An 18,297-nucleotide genomic window follows, 5' to 3' on the forward strand; every position below is an offset into this window, starting at 1 on the left:
TATCTTAAGTCCAGAGGATTGGTTCGCGATAGCTGGTCGCGAACCAATCCCCTTTTCCACATCCCGTGAAAAGTCAGTAATAAGGACTTGTCCCAAGGCAAGTCAAAAACTCATCCCGATAATATCTGCAACCAGCTAATCAAATTGCACGAGTCTAAACCCAAATCCTACCCTTCAAGTGACCTTGTTTCCGTTCATAGCTGGAAAGTCACAACCCCAGAAGACATTATCAATCATTTGTTCAGTTAGTCATGAATCCCTTTATCGGTTATCACTTCGCTACAAGTAATAATTTTCCTCCCTACAGTCAAAAACTCCAAGAGTACTGGCTGGCAGCAAATGGGCTTTTCTTGCGATCGCACCGCCGCGAGTTAGAGGTTTGCTTGCAAGTGACTCAAACTCAAGTTGCTGGACTCCAACCCCTTGAACCCTACTTTCGTCTGAAAGTCCCAAAAGTCCCAAGCCTTGTAATTGCTGATATTATCAATGCTGCCAGTATCAACCCCCAACAGGAAATCCTATTCTATTTGGGAGTGACAAACTACCAATGGTGGTGTCACACGCCACTGCAAACTGCGTCTTCTACTCACGTCCTATCTCTAGAAAGCGCACTCGATAAAAGCTATATAGATGGGGTAGTGGAAATACATAGTCATGGAACTCTAGCTGCTTACCCTTCAAGTGCTGACAATCAGGAAGAAAAAGGCAAATTTCGAGTGTTCGCGATCGTCGGCACACTGAATACCATTCCCACAATCTATACCCGGATAGGGATATACAATCACTTTTTCGACATCAACCCCAATCAAATATTTGAACTTCCGCCACAGGTAAAATGCTCGAATTAACTGCTTACCAACAAGCTTTACCCGTCTTACCTCGCCATCATACCCGTATCAACTTCGTCTTAGTGGGAACAGGAGGAACAGGGGGGTTTCTTGCAGAAGACTTATGTCGAATTATCCTGCAACTTCAGCGCACGGGGAAAGAAATCAACTTTACGCTCGTCGATGGCGATACTGTCGAACTTAAGAATATCACCCGCCAAAATTATCAACAAGCTGAAATTGGACTACCAAAGGTAGAAACACTGGCTGCAAGATGCAGCGCCAAGTATGGAATTGAGATTACAGCCATTTGCGACTGGTTTGAAGAAGACATGATTCGCACCACCAATTCATGGAACACCCTAACAGTAATTATTGGTTGTGTGGATAACAGCGCCGCCAGGAGCAAAATTCACTCAGTTCTCGAACTGAACAGTGCAAATGAGCCAGCATCGCTATTTTGGCTGGATTGTGGAAACAGCAACTACTCCGGCCAAGTAGTAGTTGGAACGCACTCTAATTTTGATATAGTCCAGGCTTCCAATAACCCAGACAAACCTAAATTCTGGTTGCATCTTCCCTCTCCGGCGCTGGTTCACCCGGAATTGTTAGTTCCTCAACTGGAAGAACTTAGTCACAATAACCTCTCATGTGCAGAAATTCAAGCACGAAATTATCAGTCGCTATTTGTCAATAAAATGACGAGTGCGATCGCAGCCCAGTATCTACTAGAATTAACCCTCACGGGGGGGTTGAAAAAGTTCGCCAGTTATTTTGACCTCAAAGCAATGTCAACCCGAAGTTTATACACAAGCATCGACAATCTGAAAAAATACTATATACCGTAGATAAATCACCACAAATAGCTCACGCATATTTATCCCAAAAAACAAATTTGGGATATATTTTTATGAATCGATTCAATCACAAAAAACTTGAGCTAGTCGAACATAATCCAGAGTGTTTATCGACGAAAAATTATTATAATCTCACTGTAAAAAGTGAACCCGAAGTTGCTGGAGGTCAGTTTCATCTCGTCATGCAACAAATTGGGTTAGGGCTACCAGTCGAACCTTTCTTAAAGGAATACCCCCAAATTAATAACTGGGTTAATAAGGTAAAACCTTTTCTAAACATTCCTGGAAACAAACAATGGAGCGCCCAACTTCAATATTTATATCACGATATTCTTCTCTATAGTGAGTGCGACCTCATTATCTATGGTGAAAATCAAGTAGTTGGGTTTGACTGGACAATTCAAAAACCTCCTAAATTTGAAATTCTTGAGAGCAAATGGCAAACCCAATTGAGATTATTTCTCCTTCACGAACGAACTGGAATGCCATTAGAACAAATTAGCCTAGTTTACTTGTTCATAAATACTGATAGTATCTACCAGTTTACTTACTCTGATAAAAAATATTTGGCTTTCAAAGAACGGCTAGAAGAAACACTCGCTCCTTTTCTAGGAGACAACAATGAAAATAAACATTTAGCCGAAAAAATAACTCCTCAAGAAGCACATGACAAATGGCTGGCAAGAGAAATATCAACTACGGAATATTTAGCAGCAATTCCTGAAGTGGAATTATGAATCCAACAGAATTAAATATCAGCAAAATCGAACTCACTTCTAACGGTGGTTGGACGCTCAATATTCTCTCACGTCGGGTAGCAACTATTACTGATCCCTTGGGAAACCGAAAAACCAGCTATTTCGGGTTCGATACCAAAGAACAAGCCGAAAAGTTTAGAGATTGGCTTGTAAGAAAAAACAAATGTAGTAGTGCAGTAATCCGTCACTCAGAACGATTAGCTACTGAATGGGAGGTAAAAACTTGGAATGTACCAACCTCCCTAATTCTTAAATGCGCCGTTAAAGATTTAAAGGAATCTAGCAATGCAACTATCTCTACTGAATCTGTCCTACAACGAGGATAACTCATCACTAGATATTTTCAATATTCCTAACTTAGAAAAAGTAGAAACTCTCCGCAAGCTAGCTGCCTCAATGCAGTCAAATATTGACCAAAAGAAAAATCCTGCTATTGGGAATCAAAGGGCAACAAAGCGCCGTAAAACCATAGCTCAAGGGATAATCCAAGAAGGAATTGAACTTGAGATTATCCAGTCTTGGCTATTTGCGATCGCACAAATGTGGAAAGTAGGAAATATCCCACCAATACTACGCGGTATATCTCGTAAATCACAGGTGGAAGTGCTATTTAGGATTTCTCAAAGTGGAGAACCTAGCCAGAAAGTCCAAGAAATACTAGAAGGCGAATATTACCAAGACTGGGTAAAATCTCTCAGTCGTGCAGGGTTAAATACATCAGGCGAAATCATATCAGCAATAACAGAAATTCAACAGGTAGTAAAACCTGAAGCAATTGATACTACCAAGCAGCAACTTAATAAGCTTGAGTTAGAAATCATTGGCATGAAATCTGGAGACTTCTTTCCTACTCCCAAACCAGTTTGTCAACGACTTGTTCAACTGGCAGATATTGAACCAAATTGGCGAATTTTAGAGCCTAGCGCTGGTAGCGGGAATATTGTTGAGTATATCACTCAAACTTACCCAAATATTCAACTAGAGGTAGTAGAGGTGAATTACAACCTACGACAAATTTTAGAACTCAAAGGATTTAATCTCGTAGGGAAAAACTTTCTGGAGTTTAACCCCAGTCATTTATACAATGCCTGTATCATGAATCCTCCATTTTGCGAACTTGTCGAGCATATCTATCAAGCTTGGAAGTTAATTATATCAGGTGGTGTATTAGTTTCAGTCGTCCCTGAATCGGTTTTCTTCAACCGGAAGTATCAAAGCTTCAAAGAGTGGCTACAGAGCAATAAGAGCTATGTCGAATTGGTAGATAAAGATGCCTTTTTGAGTTCAAATAACCCTACAAATGTAGCTACTAGAATCATCAAAATCATTAAATCATAGTGTACTACAAGCGCATGGCATACTGCCAAATTGATGAAACTAGGTATGTCACGTACATTTTCCCTAAATTCGGAAAGTATGCGAGATACAAAATCCTTACACAGCAAGAATTAGAACTAGCAGTTACTAAGTGTAAGCTTGCTGGTTGGAAAGTCAGTAATGTCACCAAACTTACTAATAAAATGCTTGAAATTAAACCCCAACGAACAAGGAGATAAATATGGCAATTGAAACTATTGCTTCCTACAGATTTATTCCTGGTAAAGATAGTCACATAACAACTTATGGCGCACCTGAAGAACAAACAGTTGCAATTCACAATTCAAGCACAACATCTGTGTCACTGACTTTCACAACTGAAAATACATCTGTTCTTAAACAAATCATCATCAATCTTCAGCAAATCTATCAGACACTTTTAAACACCAAAACTGGAATTATTCAGGAAGACATTTACATGAACAACTTTACCGAATTCAAGAAAGAGTGCATTGAGAACAGCACTGCGAGAGGGTTTACCTCCACAAGCGATTGCGAGGTTTTCTCGATTAAAGGTTCTAAAGTTTAAATGATGAAAACTGTATCTAAATAGTGAAAAATTAATAAATCTTTCAAGTCGTCTTTATAACAGACGACTTTTATTTTTTACAACGGCTTTTTGCTTGACGCATTAAAGATTGATTTCAATTAATTAAAATTATGGCAAGAAATCAAACAAAGCCTACTAATTCTGCTATTGAAGAAAGCGCAGCGTCCGAGTTAGAACCTCCTCAACAAACCGTTCAGAATGGGGCAAACATACAAAAGCGTAAATCAGCTATTTCTAAATTTGCAAATCCTGAGTACAATGCGCCGATTAGCAATATCTGCATCTGCCAAGTCATCAACCACATGGAAGCAGAAAAAGTTGGGTTGTTTATAAAAGATAAGTATTTAGCAGGAATTAACTGGCAAGGACAAGAACCTACACACAAGCACACTTTCTCCAGTGGTACGCCAGAAATGGGAGTATTGTTGCAATCGCCCAGAATGCACATTCTTGATGTTTCTCCCAGATATATTGAACAGCGCGATGATGGCAAAATTGTGGGTGTGTACGAATCACCTGATGGGTACGAAATGTACCAAGCACTCGGCAAAGATGCCGCAGTATTGAGACGATTCTACTTGTTGCAACTTGTCGATGAAAATAATAACAACCTGCACTCAGTACCAATTGTCTTGTCAATCAAAGGCGTTGCATCATCAAAATTTGGCGAGGCTTACAAACAGTTCCAACGCGAACTAGAGGTTGCATTTGCCCGATTTACTGATACAACTGTCGCTGAAAAACGTGCAGAGTTTCATCGCCTTGGTGCATTTCAACCCACCTTCACACCATCCCTTGAACCGAAAGAAGCAGTTAACCAAAGAGATAAATCCTGGGTAGCAGTTGTCACTTCCTACAAATCACCAAACCCCGATGGCAGCGATTTTCTCGAATTCTTCTCAGAAGGCAAAGAAATCGATATCCAAACAACAATGCAGGCAAATCCCGAATTCTCTCACCGCATCGGTAAAACATCAACCGTTGTAGCAGAACATAACCGCTTGATAGGTGCAGGCGATATGCCAATAGCAGCACTTCCTCCTAGTACAGCAGGTCATGACTATACAGCATACAGTACTGAGATAGAAAAACTGCCTTACTAAAATAAACTACCTCATCTAAGCGAAAAGGGTGCTAGAAATAGCGCCCGTTAAGAAATCATCCACTAAAAACCAAGTAACAAATGAAACTAACAATTGAACAATCTAAACTCGCAGAAATTCTAGAAACCGCTTACCTCGCAATCAGTCCTAAACCCACTGACCCAATTTTAGGAAATATCTTACTGATTGCAGACGAAGACGGTATAGTATCAGCAACAGGCACAAACCTTAACCTCACAATTCATACTACAACCACCGCTAATGTCGAAATTTCAGGTCAGGTAGCACTTCCTGCCAAACTACTAACTGATACTGTTAGTAATGTTAAAGGCGAAATTACCCTAGAAGTAGAAAATCAAGCCTGCATAATTACTCACAATAGCGGTAAGTGCCGACTAATTGGCGGAAAATCTGACGAGTTCCCAACACTTCCAAAAGCAGAAAATCCAACAGAGATAAACTTAAGTGCCAAGAAATTCCAAGCCGCACTTGAAGGGACGCTCTATTGCGCCAGCAGCGACGAAACAAAGTTGGTTTTAACTGGTGTCAACTTCAAAATTGATACCAACAAGTGGCAAGCTGCTAGTACAAATAGTCACAAATTAGCGCTAGTAACAGGAACACTCGATAGCGAATATTCTGACCCAATCAACTTCACTGTTCCAGGTAAGTCACTTGGCGAGTTAAACAAAATTCTCTCTCAAAGCGCCGATACGAGCGTGTGCAATATTCTTCTATCAGATAGAACTATCGAGTTTAGCCTTCCTAATACAAAGCTCATTTCCCGGCTTCTGGAGGGAGAATATCCCAAAATCAATAGCTTGATTCCCCGGTCGTTTGAGTATGAATTTACATTAGAGCGCAAGGGATTTGAGAGCGCGCTGAAGCGGGTAAGTTATCTAGCCGAACGCAAGCAAAAGGTTGTCAAAATCCTCTGGGAATTGGAAGCTACACAGGCAACACTATACACTGAAGCTACTGATATTGGGGATGCAGTTGACTCGGTACTGATGAAATCGGTAACTAGTAATTCAGAAAACATCAGTATTGGATTAAACATCGACTACCTTATTGAAGGATTAAAGCATATCAGTACCGATGAAATCGTGGTGCGGTGCAACAAACCCACCCAACCAGTCATTGTCTGCCCGATGGGAGGACTGCTCAATCAGTTGTATCTGGTAATGCCTGTAGAAATCAAGCAGGGGTTTGAAAAGGTAAATAGCCAAATTACAAAGGCAAAAATCAGCACTCAAAGTGAGCCTGGTACTGAAGAAGTAACAGAAGTTAGCACTCAAACTGAGTCTGGCACTGAAGAAGTAACAAATGTGGCACAGGCAACAGACGATAGTGAAACTCCTCAAATAGAAACGCCATCAGTGGTAGCGAAAGATACTACCAAAGGTAAGTCAACCTCACGATCGCCACGAACGAAAAAAGAAGCGGCGACTGCCTAAAAAATCAAACTTCCTACCAACCACACTGGTAGGGAGTAAATAAAACACTCGTTTATCATCGAAATTATGTACCAACCACTACATCTCAAATACCGTCCCCAGACCCTTAGTGAAGTAATCGGGCAGGAACATATCGTCCGCACTCTCATAAATGCGATACTCCCAGGAGGGAGTCACTCCGCGATCGCGCAACGCCCGCCTTCTCCTAAAGGAGACGCGCAAGGGACGGCGATCGCATTCCAGAAGATTGCACCTGCCTACCTATTTAACGGTCCCAAAGGCACAGGCAAGACTAGCACCGCCCGCATCATGGCTAAATCCCTCAACTGCCAGTCAACCGATGAGCCGACAACCAAGCCCTGCGGAGAATGCAATTCATGTAAGGGAATTACAGCCTCTTCTTCCCTGGATGTAACTGAGTTAGATGCTGCCAGCAATAGCGGGGTAGAAACAATCCGCGAGTTAATTTCCACTACCCAGTTTGCACCAGTTGAGGGAAGGTACAAAATTTTCATTATTGATGAATGTCATGCCCTAAGCAGTCAATCGTGGCAGGCGCTTCTCAAGACAATTGAAAATCCACCCCGTCATGTAGTTTTCATCTTCTGCACAACTGAAATACACAAGGTTCCTGAAACTATCATCTCGCGCTGTCAAAAGTTTGATTTTAGGAGAGTAGGACTAGAAACACTTGTTCAGTATTTATCAAAAGTTGCCCAGAACGAAAACATCAACATTAACGCACGTGGTATTTGGGCGATCGTCAAGTCTTGTGGAGGTTTTATTCGGAACTGTCTTGTATTGCTCGATCAATTGAGCAACCTGGGAGTAGATGAAATCACACCAAATTGGGTTTGGGAATTATCAGGTGTCGTTCCCGAACATGACCTACTTACCCTAACAGAAAACCTTGCTAAAGGAGACGTAACAGCTAACTTACAAATCCTCCAAGACTTAATTGAGTATGGCAAAAACCCATTCGTCATATACTCAAGTTTAACTGGGTTTCTCAAAGACCTGCTAGTGGCTAAAACTGCTCCTGATAATAGACAAATTACTCAACTGGAGGAAGACACTTGGCAGGAACTCATTACTATTTCTCAGATGTGGGAACTAACCCAGATTCAGGCAAGTATTGCCCTCTTAATGTCAAGACAACAGTTAATGCGTGACTCGGAGGCAGCTAAACTTTGGTTGGAAGCGACACTCATTGAGTTAAGCAATATCAAAGAAGAAAAACAACCTTGGACTAATTGGAAAACAATCCAAGATGCTATCAATTGGGGTAAGGAACAACTCCCACATTTATCCCAATCTGAACTCGAAAGGCACTGGAACAATCTTACTCCCATTAAAGGTAAAAAAGCACCTGCGTGGGTACAACTGGTACAAGAGCTTCAGATGAAGTCTCAATTACAAACTGCCTAATTCAAATGTTCGTCACTTTGTAAAAGCACTTACTTTCCCCAATAAGAACTTTGGGGAAAGATTTTTTCAGGCTTATTCAAAAATTACATTAATTATAATACACTTGCATCTACAGCAATATCTACCTTGTGCAGTAAGCCTCAATATTAATAAAGACTGCCCTGATTGAGAAGCAAAAAATTAAGATATCAAGTAATACCACAACAAAATTTAACAACTGGCATTCTGGAAGTATCTGATTAAAATTATGCCAGTTGCAGCAATTAGCCTTCGTACAGGACTTTAATTACCAGCAGCGATCGCAGATTTTGATACGTATATTGACGAATTACCGCGATGCTCCAAATGTTTTGGCGAATTATGCCTTGCCAAAGATGAAAAAATGCCACCTTACTGGAGGCATTTTCCAGGTGTAGGAAATGAATGTCCCGATAAATCAGAAATTAGCGGAGTTATCTATTCCCATCCTAAAACCTTAGATCGTAAACAAACTCTTGCACTATTTAAAAAACGTTTTCTCGAAATTTTAGATATAGCCATTAATGGCACACTTACTATCGATGGACTATTCGCCACTAGACAGCTATCAAAACAGATCAAGAGGAGTTCAGTTCAATGCAGTAATGGAATAGCGCATTTTAACGACTGCCTACTAGAGATTGGCAGACTTAGAAAAAACCTTGACTGTATTTTAGCGGTTGCCTCTAGCTGTGCCAAAAATTTATACAGCAATGACTCAATTAACGAATGGAAAGTACCAGAAGCAGAAAAAATCCAAATGCTAGAAATAACAATTGCTTACAAACAAACTCATGAGCGGTGTGTAGATGAAGCGTGCAAATATATATACAGCAATGGTAGGCAAGACCTTCTTAAAGAATTAGTAGCATTTGCATGGCTGGAATACAATTCAAAGCTTAAAAACACTTACAACCAATTAAAAGTACGCGAATTTCCAGTATGGCTGCTTACAGCAACAACATCAATATTAGCAGCAGTACCCTGGTACAGAATTATGACCGCACTATTAGAAGAAAAAGAACCACATACGCAGCCGCTTTCAATATTCGCACTTCCTAATAATCTAGACATGATTTTTGAGGTATTTTTATCGCCCAAAAAACCACCAACTAAACCACAAGGATTCATGCCAAAAAAAAGTAATTAATTTTGGATATTATGAATTATAACCACCGAGATTTTATTACCAAATCTGGTAATAAGATTATCGTTGATGAGGAAAGACTCGACATATTCTGGTCAGATATTACCCCAATACCTGAGTGGCATCCCACAGTAAATATTCCGACCTACGGAACACTCAAAACTCTGGTAGTCGATATTGAGACGGCAGGGATAAACCCAAGAGAAAATCGTATCTATGCAATTGGCTGTATGAGGGAGATAGGGGAGATTGCCATCTTTATGGATCAAGCCGAAAGTAAAATCCTCCTGGAGTTTTTCAAACACCTAGAAGCAAGCAAACCAGAAGTAATTTACACCTACAATGGAACAGAATTTGACCTACCATTTCTCATCACCCGCTGCGAGTTACATGGCATTTCTCATCCATTTAGAATTGCATCTAAGAAGCGCACTATCCGAACTGCCCAAGTACGCGGCGAACCACTGGAAATTCGGGAGGTATTCATCCGCAACTGCCTGCATGTAGATATCTTTATCTGCGTTCTCAGGTGGGATTTTGTCGCCAAGGAACTTACTAACGGGCGATCGCTTAAACAGGTGGTACTGGAAATGGGATTACGTAAGCAAGCGCGACTGGTTCTCCCCTATGAAGAAATTCTCGCCTGCTGGAAAGCCAGTTCTGGTAGTAGGGGATGGGAGAAAATCAAGGATTACCTTATTTACGACTTGGAAGATACGCAACTCATAGCTAACAGACTTGTACCCTCATACCACTATGAAGCACTGGTTGTACCGGGAATGAACCTCCAGCAATTAGCCCTCGCTGGTAACGGCACCAAGTGGAAGCAAATATTCTCGCATCACTACCCAGGATACAAACCCAAACCCGACCGTAAGTATAAATTCCAAGGGGGGATAGCCTACTCTATTCCAGGACTATATAAAAAGGTTGGATACATCGATATCAGTTCTATGTACCCCAAAACCATATTGTCGAAAGGAATTGTCTCTCATAAGGATACAAAGCGAATCGGCTTGAGCATCTTGCAATATTTGGTAAATGAGAAATCAAGGTTGGAACAAGTTGCCAGCACCGGAGACATTGTTGCCAAGGAAAAAAGAGAATCCACCAAAGTTTTAGCTAATTCTCAATTTGGGTTTTTCGGAACATCGGAACTCGCCTTCAACGATATGGAAGCAGCCGCCTTGGTAACAGCTTACGGTCGGCGCATCCTACAATTCATGATTGAGGTAATCAATCAAGCTGGTGCAATCCCTGTAGAAGTTGATACTGACGGGGTGTTCTTTACTCACCCCAACCCAGAAAAAGTGTATGCCACACTTCAGTCTCAATTACCCAAAGGGATAACCGTCAAATTAGAGTTTATTGCCAATGCAATGTTTATTCCGCAAAGGGGAACTAAGAACTATCTGTTATGGCTGAAAGATAACTGGATTATCCGCAAAGGTAGTTGGAGAAACCGTTCTCGCTCAAGGCTAGAGAAAGAATTACCTGTTGAATATCTAACCTACTTAATCCAAAACCAATCCACAGCAGAGGAATATTTCAGAGAAGTAAAATCACAGATTTTATCAGGAAAATACCCGATAGAAAAACTCTGCATTATTCGCAAAATTCGTGTTGGAGAAAAAGAACTTCTTAAATTAGGAAAGCCTGGTGATGTAGTAATTTACTATTACGGAATCAGAGGTATTACTAATACCAGCACAAATGAGAGCTATTCACGTCAATACTATCTTGACCTAATCGAAAAAAGGCGAGAAGAAATCCTCAAAATAGCCGCTCCTGAAATACTAGAAGGGAATGAACATCAGTTATCTCTTTTCTAGATGAATAAACTTGATATTTAACCTAAGAACTGAAAATAATAAATATCAAGTCTTTTTTCAATTCATAATTTTCAATATTTTGTAAAAAATAACAAATTTTTACAATCAAATCGACTTTTATTAAAGTATTTTTAGGCAATCATACAAACAAAAAATATATCGCCAAAATTAGATTGGAAAACACAGAATCAGTCATTAATTCACTGATTAAGTTCGTCAATTTATTGATTTATTAATGGATATATTATTTTTAAATAGGAAAAGTAACTAATGAAAAATAAATCCTCAGATCGCAAGCCCAGGCTTAATAAAAAACAAAGGGCTTGGGTGAACTCATTCCTTGCATCTCATCCTAATGCCAGAGTTAGAACTATCTATGAATTAGATGGCGATCGCGTTGTTGAAATTGAGTGGTGGGAAAATACAAACCGAATAATATTAGACCCAAAAACCTACATTCAAGGAATTATCAGCTACAAGATGCGGGTCAAACTAAGGAAATTTGGCGATGCAAGAAAAACAGCCGAGTTCTCGTACCGGATCACCCCGCCAGAAAAACGAACTGCATCATGGCACTTAACAGGTCAACTTTCTCTAGAACTTCCCCAGTGTTACGAAGTTGCAGACCCAAACAACCCAGTTATCGTTAAACCAAAAAGGAGGAATGCTAAAACCAAGAAAGTTAAAAAATTAATTCAGCATACTCTTCCTCTATCAGGAATTAGTGCCCAACTTCATACTATAAACATCGAAGATGGTGGTGTTCCTTTATCCGAACAAGAACTATTACTAGAAAGCGTATCACACCTAAATCTAGATACTGGTAAAGAGACTAAACTTCCAGGAGCTATAGTCAAAATTCTTTCCAAGAAAAAAGCTAGCTTAAAGGAGTGGGATACAGCTATTGCGCTATATGAGGTAACTGGTTCTAGTGGAGTAATAGAGTATCTCCAACAATTGGATTCTTGGCGTAAATATTTGGGTACTCAACCAGTAGAAAACACTGTTGAGAAAGTCTCAAATCAGAAGTCAGTACAGTCAGTACAAAATTAAGTGCAAGTATTTGCTGATCGCTATATTTTGCTAGCGGCTATATAACAAATACTAAGGATATGGAAAGAGTTACTACTAACTCTTATTTTTTATTAAACCACCGCTTACGACTAACGCCTGATCAATAAATGTTTATCTAATCTATCATGACTGTATATCTGTACTACGGCGAAGATAGCTACTCACTCAATCAAAAAATTGATTATTTAGTGAATCAAAATGTTCATGCGGAATGGAAAGCTTTCAATTACGTCAAGCTATCTGGAAATGAGAAAAATATTGCTGCCAAAGTCTTTACCGAGGTTATGACTTTGCCCTTTGGAGAGGGTAATAAAATTATTCATACAGACAGCGACTCTCTAATTGGAAGTTTATCAAATGAAGATAATAACCAAGAACTTGAAAATCACCTTTCCCGAATACCTTCAAGCAACATTCTACTAATTACTGGTAATAAAAAGCCAGATTCGCGCAGAACAGTAGTAAAAACTATTCTAAAATATGCCCAACAAGAAGAGTTTCCTCTCGTCCCAAGTTGGGATAAAAAGGGGATAGTGAACTTGATAGGAAAATATGCAGCCATCCATCAAGTTAAACTCACGCCAGATGTTACAGATTACCTAGCTGAAGCAATTGGCAATAATACTGCACGAGCCGATAGCGAATTCGCTAAACTTGCTGTTTATGCAAGCGGAAAAATAATCTCTGTCGAGGAAGTAAAATATCTCGTTGGCAATCAGAATACTGACTACCTAAAGCTTACTATTGCTATGTTAAGAAACCATCCAAGTTTAGCAATAGTGCAGGTATCTAAACTACTAGATAATAATGAACACCCGCTCAAAATAGTAGCAACACTTACCTCTATTTTCCGCACTTGGTTAATAACCAAAGCTGGGGTAGAAACTAAATTATCTGATACGAAGATTGCAGAAATAGCCGAACTGAAAAACCCCAAAAGATTGTATTACCTCAAAGATGAAGTCAAGTTTGTAGGCGTTCAAAAGCTTAAACACAGCCTTACTTTACTTGTACAACTCGAAGCCGAACTCAAAAGCGGAATTGACAACCTAACCAGTCGAATTGCTGAAATTTCTACGATATGAAAAACAACCTATTTACAGAAATCACCGGACAACATACCGCCAAACTTCTCCTGACTGAAGCAATCGAACAGAATAAAATTGCTCCTGCATACCTATTTAGCAGTCAAGTTGAGGGAGTAGGGAAAGGAAAAACCGCTCTGGCGATCGCAAATGCGATACTCCCAAGAGAGAGTCGCTCCGCGAAGGCAGGAGAAAATAACCATCTAGACATCTTACAAATCAAACCAACCCATCTCGAAAACGCCTCCCAGCAGAAAGGTATACCTGCTATTCGAGTAGAACAGGTGCGCGAGGTAATCGAATTTCTTTCAACTAGTGCAGTCAAGGCCAAGCAAAAGGTGGTGATTATCCACGAAGCAGATATGCTCAACCCTACCGCCGCCAACAAACTTCTCAAGACGCTGGAAGAACCGAAAACTGGAACATTTATCCTGATCTCGTCCTATCCTCAAAAGCTATTACCCACTATCAAGAGTAGGTGTCAAATCATACCTTTCCAAAGGTTAACTGATGAGGAGGTTATTTCTGTTCTGAAAGACCGACAAATCGAGGTAACAGAAAAAATACTAGCTATGAGTTCAGGCAGTCCTGGTCAAGCGATCGCCAACATCACAATGTTAGCTTCCATCTCAAAAGAAATCACAAGTCAACTGGAAGTGCCTCCTGACGATATTCTCAACGCACTCAGTTTGAGTAACTCCATCTCAAGCTGGAATCACGAGACACAATTATGGCTGCTTACTTACCTGCAACACAACTGGTGGCAGAAATTAAAAAGCACTCAATTGCTAGCTAAATTCACTCAAGCAAGGAAGCAATTGCTGCATCACGTTACTCCTAGAAGCGTTTGGGATCACCTGCTTCTGCCATAGCAAAACCCATCCATTATCAAAAAGCACTGCCAGTTAGAAGTATTTCTAGCTGGCAGTATTTATTTACACATAAAGAATATGAACCAGCAGCAAAGCTTATTCGATGTCGAAGAAACTATCCGTAACAGCAAAATCCAAAAAGCTAGCGAAATTCTTACTCCTAGCACTAGAAAGATACTTCAGTTACTAACCAGCCAAGGGATTAACAAAGTTGTAACAGCCAGTCTACTTGATCTAGCAGGAGCAAGCCATGAAATTGTTCAATACATCGTCGGGCCAATTGTGACTCAGCAGAACGGCTGGCAACAGTCAATTCCGTCCTGGGTAGGAAAAGCGATCGCAGTTGATAGATTAGATGCAGCATTAGAAGATATAGACAAGGGAGAAGTAGGTAAACTCGCTTCTAGCAGCGAAGTTGTTGCACTGATGATGCCAATTGCTTTTGAAGTGCCGCTTTCATCTGAATGGACGGATGTTTACCTCTGGGCAAGTTATGATGCCCTCATCAGGCACAGACCTTTTGAGAACTTCAAATACGATAAACTGTGGGAGAAGATTGGTACAACCCCAGTTCAGTATGAAAAAATCCGCTCTGATTATGAAACCCTAGCTGCTGATATCCGTTCCCGCATAGTCAAACACGCGGCGAAAGAAGGTTGGGGTAAAAGGTCGTCGAATAAGAACAAACACCCTGTTAAAGCAACTACAACTGAAAGTAATATTCAGATGGAGCAATTATCACTGTTCTCATAACTAATTTTCAGTACTTTTTTCAACACTCTTTTCAAAGTCCTTCCTCTCCTTTTCTGTGAGAGGAGGTAGTTCTTCTTTATAATAAAAATTACCTAATTTCTGACACTGATTGACATAAATTCGTCTTGCTGAATCACTCGCTCTCAAGTCCTGACGTAAAAGTAATTTCAACGATTTTTCACGCTCTTTCAATTCCTTCACTGCCACAAGCATTTCTTGTGATACAGCAGGATTTTCATAAGTAGAAGAAAGTTCCTCACTTGATGAATAAACCTTTAGTTTATTGCCAGCAGGTTGAGTTAGAAGTCGCTGAGTGTTATACGAACGCCACAGACCCAATTTCTCGCGCCGTAATGACTCAATTTCAACTTCACCAACTCGGTCTGGAGTACTGCGCCGCACGTAGACAAAACAACCTTTATCTGCTGCTATAGTCAAACTCACTTTCACACCATTACCATCAAAATAGAACAAGTTAATTAAGTCGTTCTCTGCATTAACTTCTCCAAGCTTCTCTTTATTCGATAAATCAGGCAACGCTTCTGGATTTAGCGATGGCGTAGCATTATTAACATTAGCTGAGGATAATGATGAGGTAGGTGAAGAATTTGATTCTATAGCCGAGACTTTATCTTCTTTTTCTGGAGATGAACATCCAACGAGTAAGAGTAACAATCCTATAAATAAGTATTTATTCATAAATATAAATTTGTATTTGTAAACCAACAGCAGAATATTAATTATTGCTTTCCACTTAACCGACCTGTTTTATAAAAATCAAGCAGGTTAGGGAAAGCTTTTTCTAGCAGCCAGTTCCGCCCAACTTCTGATTCAGGAATATTTGAAGCAGCCATGTAATAACCACTTCTGTAAGCAGCTACACCCAAACAAGCTTGTAAGCTGGATATGGCGCGCGAAGAAGCTGGAATAGCTATCAAATCTTGCAGATGACTGGGATGATAATTTTGCCCTACTAGCAAAAAATAAACCAAAGTATGAACCAAGCGTGATAAAACAACTGTTCGGTCTTGCCAACGTTCTAAATGAGACTCGATACAGAAGTAATCAGGTAAATCAGCCACCTGAGATTTATCATCAAGGAATAAATCGCTCTGGCTTTCGATAAAACTGGAATCCAGACCTATAAACTGTTTGAGAAAAACAAGCGTTTTCCCCCAACGTTCGTATCCCTCAGTTTCAGGAGAAAACGCACCTTCGGAATACTGCGAACCATACTTTTGTTGGAGTTGGGCAACAGCCTCTTGATTGATATCACCCTGCCAATCAGATTCAATAAAAAACTCTTTTAAAATCTCTTGTAAATAGATGGGTGAAAATTCATTAAGGTCTGGAGATTCATCATCAAAATCGTCTTCATAAGTATCAATAATAAATTTATCTAACTCGATTTCTAGCTCTTGCTTTCTATTAACTGGCAGTAATGATTTAGCGTCTTCTAACGATAGAGGAAAATCTAAATAAGGATGACCTTTGGCTAAGTAAGAATCACCCAAATCTGCTAAAATTTCAAGCGCGATAGTCCGGGCAAAATACTCATCTTGTGAATGCACGCATACTCGGTCTAGTTCTTTATCTACTAGCATCATGGTAATTGCCAGTAGAGCAAACCATGACGCATCGTGCAAACAAGTCGGTAAATCAACAATTAAATCTACTAACTTTAGTTCTAGGATTTCTCCCCAAACGCCTATCCTAGTTGTATTTGAAACATCACAAAAATACTCTACATCTTCTCCAACAGATGTTTCTCCTAACCAGGTAAGATTTTCTACCCGCAAAGAAGATGAGTAGTCAGAAGTCAGCTGGTTTTGGCTATCCTCATCGGACTGTATCCATATCAAAGCCAAAAGCATTAGCTTACAAATACTTACTCGCTTCAGGAGAAGATATTCAGGCATAAGTCATTACTTATAATTTTTAGATACAGACCAGATTAATTGCGATACCACCATAGCACAGGGTAACTAGTCGTTCCCTAGTAAAAACCACAATTTTACGATAAACAAGGACAAAAAATAACTCATAAGTATGAATAAAAAAGAATGTGGTTTAAATAAAATAACTCGTCAAAATAATAAATCCTGAAAGAACTAATGCTGACGCAGCAATAAGAGAAATATATAAATCCTCGCGTTATGAACTATATCAACAAAGTCATGCTGGTTGGCAGATGCGGACAAGAACCGGAACTCAAATATTTCGAGTCTGGCGCAGTTAAGGCTTCAATATCTATTGCAGTAAGACCACCTTACAGAAGTGAACAAGCCCTTTGGTTTGATTTAGTCGCTTGGGGAAATCAAGCAGAAGTGATTGGAAATTACGTTCGTAAAGGAACCCAGATTGCAATTATTGGCGAGTTTGGATTTGATCGTTGGGCAGATAAAAATTCTGGCACTATGCGGCAAAAACCCGTAATTACAATCAACGCTATTGAATTGTTAGGTTCACCCCGTAAGGAAGAATCTACATCCACTTCTGCACCAAACGAAACACAGACTGTCGCTAACGCAAATTTCTAGGAAATTACAAATCGCCTATGCACTATAAATCGTAGGCGATAAACCATCTAATCAATCTACAAACAAAACGAACATGATTCATAATACTGCAACTATAAATCTTAAGTCAGTGAACACTACCCACGACAAAGAAGGTTCCTTGATTGCCTTTGGGATCGCCGAATTCTACTACCGTTCCAAGGAAGGAGTAGTTGCTGACGAGATGCCATTCCGTTCCAAGGGCGCACCCGCCGTCGTTATTAACGAACAGGGGGAAGGCGTACACGGCACAGCAGAAGGATATCTCGATTTGCTAGTTGATAACTCCCGGTTCGCCCATTTTAAATTGAGTTAGAAAAAAGCTGAACGATTTAATAGGGGTTCCACCTTATAATACAAATGTACTCTAATTCCGACTTTGTGCGATCGCATAAAAATAGAGTTTTTAGAGCAGGGTGGTAGTTCAACGTAAATTTAGAGGAATGGCTAAAACCATTGCTACACCTAGATTTTCTGTTTTTCGGCAATTTCTCGAACTCCAAAAAAAATAAGCGAACCGGGAGAAGTAAAACAAGAATACGTTGCTGTAAGGGTGAAAGGGCAGTCAAATGAGCATAAACTTCGTTTTTAACCTCAATTA

General features: G+C 40.0%; 20 protein-coding genes. 17 read left to right on the forward strand and 3 right to left on the reverse strand.

Translation table 11 applies throughout. The features are described from left to right. Positions 1-251 precede the first annotated feature (251 nt). The 9 genes from GNF10_RS26100 (at position 252) to dnaX (ending at position 8,357) form a co-directional block, all read left to right on the forward strand. Positions 252-848, forward strand: coding sequence for a Mov34/MPN/PAD-1 family protein (locus GNF10_RS26100; protein WP_185587470.1), 597 nt, complete (start codon positions 252-254; stop codon positions 846-848). Then, the gene (locus GNF10_RS26105) at positions 836-1,675 is read left to right on the forward strand and encodes a ThiF family adenylyltransferase (protein WP_185587468.1); all 840 of its coding nucleotides are present in this window, start codon (positions 836-838) and stop codon (positions 1,673-1,675) included. Before GNF10_RS26100 ends, GNF10_RS26105 begins: the two co-directional genes overlap by 13 nt. A gap of 62 nt (positions 1,676-1,737) precedes the next feature. After that, entirely contained in the window at positions 1,738-2,421 is a 684-nt protein-coding gene (locus GNF10_RS26110) for a hypothetical protein (protein WP_185587466.1), read from the forward strand. Beyond that, positions 2,418-2,768 (forward strand): hypothetical protein, encoded by a 351-nt coding sequence (locus tag GNF10_RS26115; RefSeq protein ID WP_185587464.1) that lies wholly within the window; start codon positions 2,418-2,420, stop codon positions 2,766-2,768. Before GNF10_RS26110 ends, GNF10_RS26115 begins: the two co-directional genes overlap by 4 nt. Continuing rightward, positions 2,728-3,780, forward strand: a complete 1,053-nt coding sequence (locus GNF10_RS26120) for an SAM-dependent DNA methyltransferase (protein WP_260446189.1) — start codon at positions 2,728-2,730, stop codon at positions 3,778-3,780. The genes GNF10_RS26115 and GNF10_RS26120 overlap by 41 nt, the downstream gene beginning before the upstream one ends. A gap of 220 nt (positions 3,781-4,000) precedes the next feature. After that, on the forward strand, positions 4,001-4,348 hold the full coding sequence (locus GNF10_RS26125; protein ID WP_185587462.1) for a hypothetical protein: 348 nt from the start codon (positions 4,001-4,003) through the stop codon (positions 4,346-4,348). A 131-nt stretch (positions 4,349-4,479) separates the two neighbouring features. Beyond that, positions 4,480-5,472 carry a DUF5895 domain-containing protein gene (locus GNF10_RS26130; RefSeq protein ID WP_185587460.1) on the forward strand — a complete coding sequence of 331 codons (993 nt, stop codon included), beginning with the start codon at positions 4,480-4,482 and terminating at the stop codon, positions 5,470-5,472. 80 nt (positions 5,473-5,552) lie between these two features. Beyond that, complete coding sequence (dnaN, locus tag GNF10_RS26135) at positions 5,553-6,929, forward strand: DNA polymerase III subunit beta (protein ID WP_185587458.1); 1,377 nt, start codon at positions 5,553-5,555, stop codon at positions 6,927-6,929. Between the two features lie 66 nt (positions 6,930-6,995). Further along, on the forward strand, positions 6,996-8,357 hold the full coding sequence (gene dnaX / locus GNF10_RS26140; protein WP_185587456.1) for a DNA polymerase III subunit gamma/tau: 1,362 nt from the start codon (positions 6,996-6,998) through the stop codon (positions 8,355-8,357). Between the two features lie 263 nt (positions 8,358-8,620). Here the strand turns inward: dnaX and GNF10_RS38915 are convergent, their stop codons facing one another. After that, a complete protein-coding gene (locus GNF10_RS38915) occupies positions 8,621-8,746 on the reverse strand; it encodes a hypothetical protein (protein WP_260446052.1) in 126 nt (41 codons plus the stop codon). On the opposite strand from GNF10_RS38915, the gene GNF10_RS26145 reads away from it, so the two are divergent. From GNF10_RS26145 to GNF10_RS26170, 6 genes are all read left to right on the forward strand, one after another. Beyond that, a complete protein-coding gene (locus tag GNF10_RS26145; RefSeq protein WP_185587453.1) occupies positions 8,740-9,525 on the forward strand; it encodes a hypothetical protein in 786 nt (261 codons plus the stop codon). The two genes, GNF10_RS38915 and GNF10_RS26145, sit on opposite strands and share 7 nt — an antisense overlap. A gap of 11 nt (positions 9,526-9,536) precedes the next feature. Then, on the forward strand, positions 9,537-11,354 hold the full coding sequence (locus GNF10_RS26150; RefSeq protein WP_185587451.1) for a 3'-5' exonuclease: 1,818 nt from the start codon (positions 9,537-9,539) through the stop codon (positions 11,352-11,354). 270 nt (positions 11,355-11,624) lie between these two features. Continuing rightward, a complete protein-coding gene (locus tag GNF10_RS26155) occupies positions 11,625-12,407 on the forward strand; it encodes a hypothetical protein (protein ID WP_185592460.1) in 783 nt (260 codons plus the stop codon). Positions 12,408-12,553: 146 nt separating this feature from the next. Beyond that, positions 12,554-13,513 carry a DNA polymerase III subunit delta gene (gene holA, locus GNF10_RS26160; protein WP_185580221.1) on the forward strand — a complete coding sequence of 320 codons (960 nt, stop codon included), beginning with the start codon at positions 12,554-12,556 and terminating at the stop codon, positions 13,511-13,513. Next, positions 13,510-14,385 (forward strand): AAA family ATPase, encoded by an 876-nt coding sequence (locus GNF10_RS26165; protein WP_185580222.1) that lies wholly within the window; start codon positions 13,510-13,512, stop codon positions 14,383-14,385. Before holA ends, GNF10_RS26165 begins: the two co-directional genes overlap by 4 nt. 78 nt (positions 14,386-14,463) lie before the next feature. Beyond that, positions 14,464-15,138 (forward strand): hypothetical protein, encoded by a 675-nt coding sequence (locus GNF10_RS26170; RefSeq protein WP_185580223.1) that lies wholly within the window; start codon positions 14,464-14,466, stop codon positions 15,136-15,138. Here the strand turns inward: GNF10_RS26170 and GNF10_RS26175 are convergent, their stop codons facing one another. Both GNF10_RS26175 and GNF10_RS26180 read right to left on the reverse strand, forming a co-directional pair. Then, on the reverse strand, positions 15,139-15,837 hold the full coding sequence (locus tag GNF10_RS26175) for a hypothetical protein (RefSeq protein ID WP_185580224.1): 699 nt from the start codon (positions 15,835-15,837) through the stop codon (positions 15,139-15,141). It lies immediately after the preceding gene. 41 nt (positions 15,838-15,878) lie between these two features. Beyond that, positions 15,879-17,057: a hypothetical protein gene (locus GNF10_RS26180; protein ID WP_185580225.1), complete on the reverse strand. Its 1,179-nt coding sequence runs from the start codon at positions 17,055-17,057 to the stop codon at positions 15,879-15,881. A gap of 237 nt (positions 17,058-17,294) precedes the next feature. Here GNF10_RS26180 and ssb point away from each other — a divergent pair, with 237 nt between their 5' ends. Then, positions 17,295-17,678 (forward strand): single-stranded DNA-binding protein, encoded by a 384-nt coding sequence (ssb, locus tag GNF10_RS26185; RefSeq protein ID WP_185579892.1) that lies wholly within the window; start codon positions 17,295-17,297, stop codon positions 17,676-17,678. 73 nt (positions 17,679-17,751) lie between these two features. Further along, positions 17,752-18,012, forward strand: coding sequence for a hypothetical protein (locus tag GNF10_RS26190; RefSeq protein WP_260446229.1), 261 nt, complete (start codon positions 17,752-17,754; stop codon positions 18,010-18,012). Positions 18,013-18,297: the final 285 nt, after the last annotated feature.

The sequence above is a fragment of the Nostoc sp. UCD121 genome (assembly GCF_014222285.1).
GTDB lineage: Bacteria > Cyanobacteriota > Cyanobacteriia > Cyanobacteriales > Nostocaceae > Nostoc.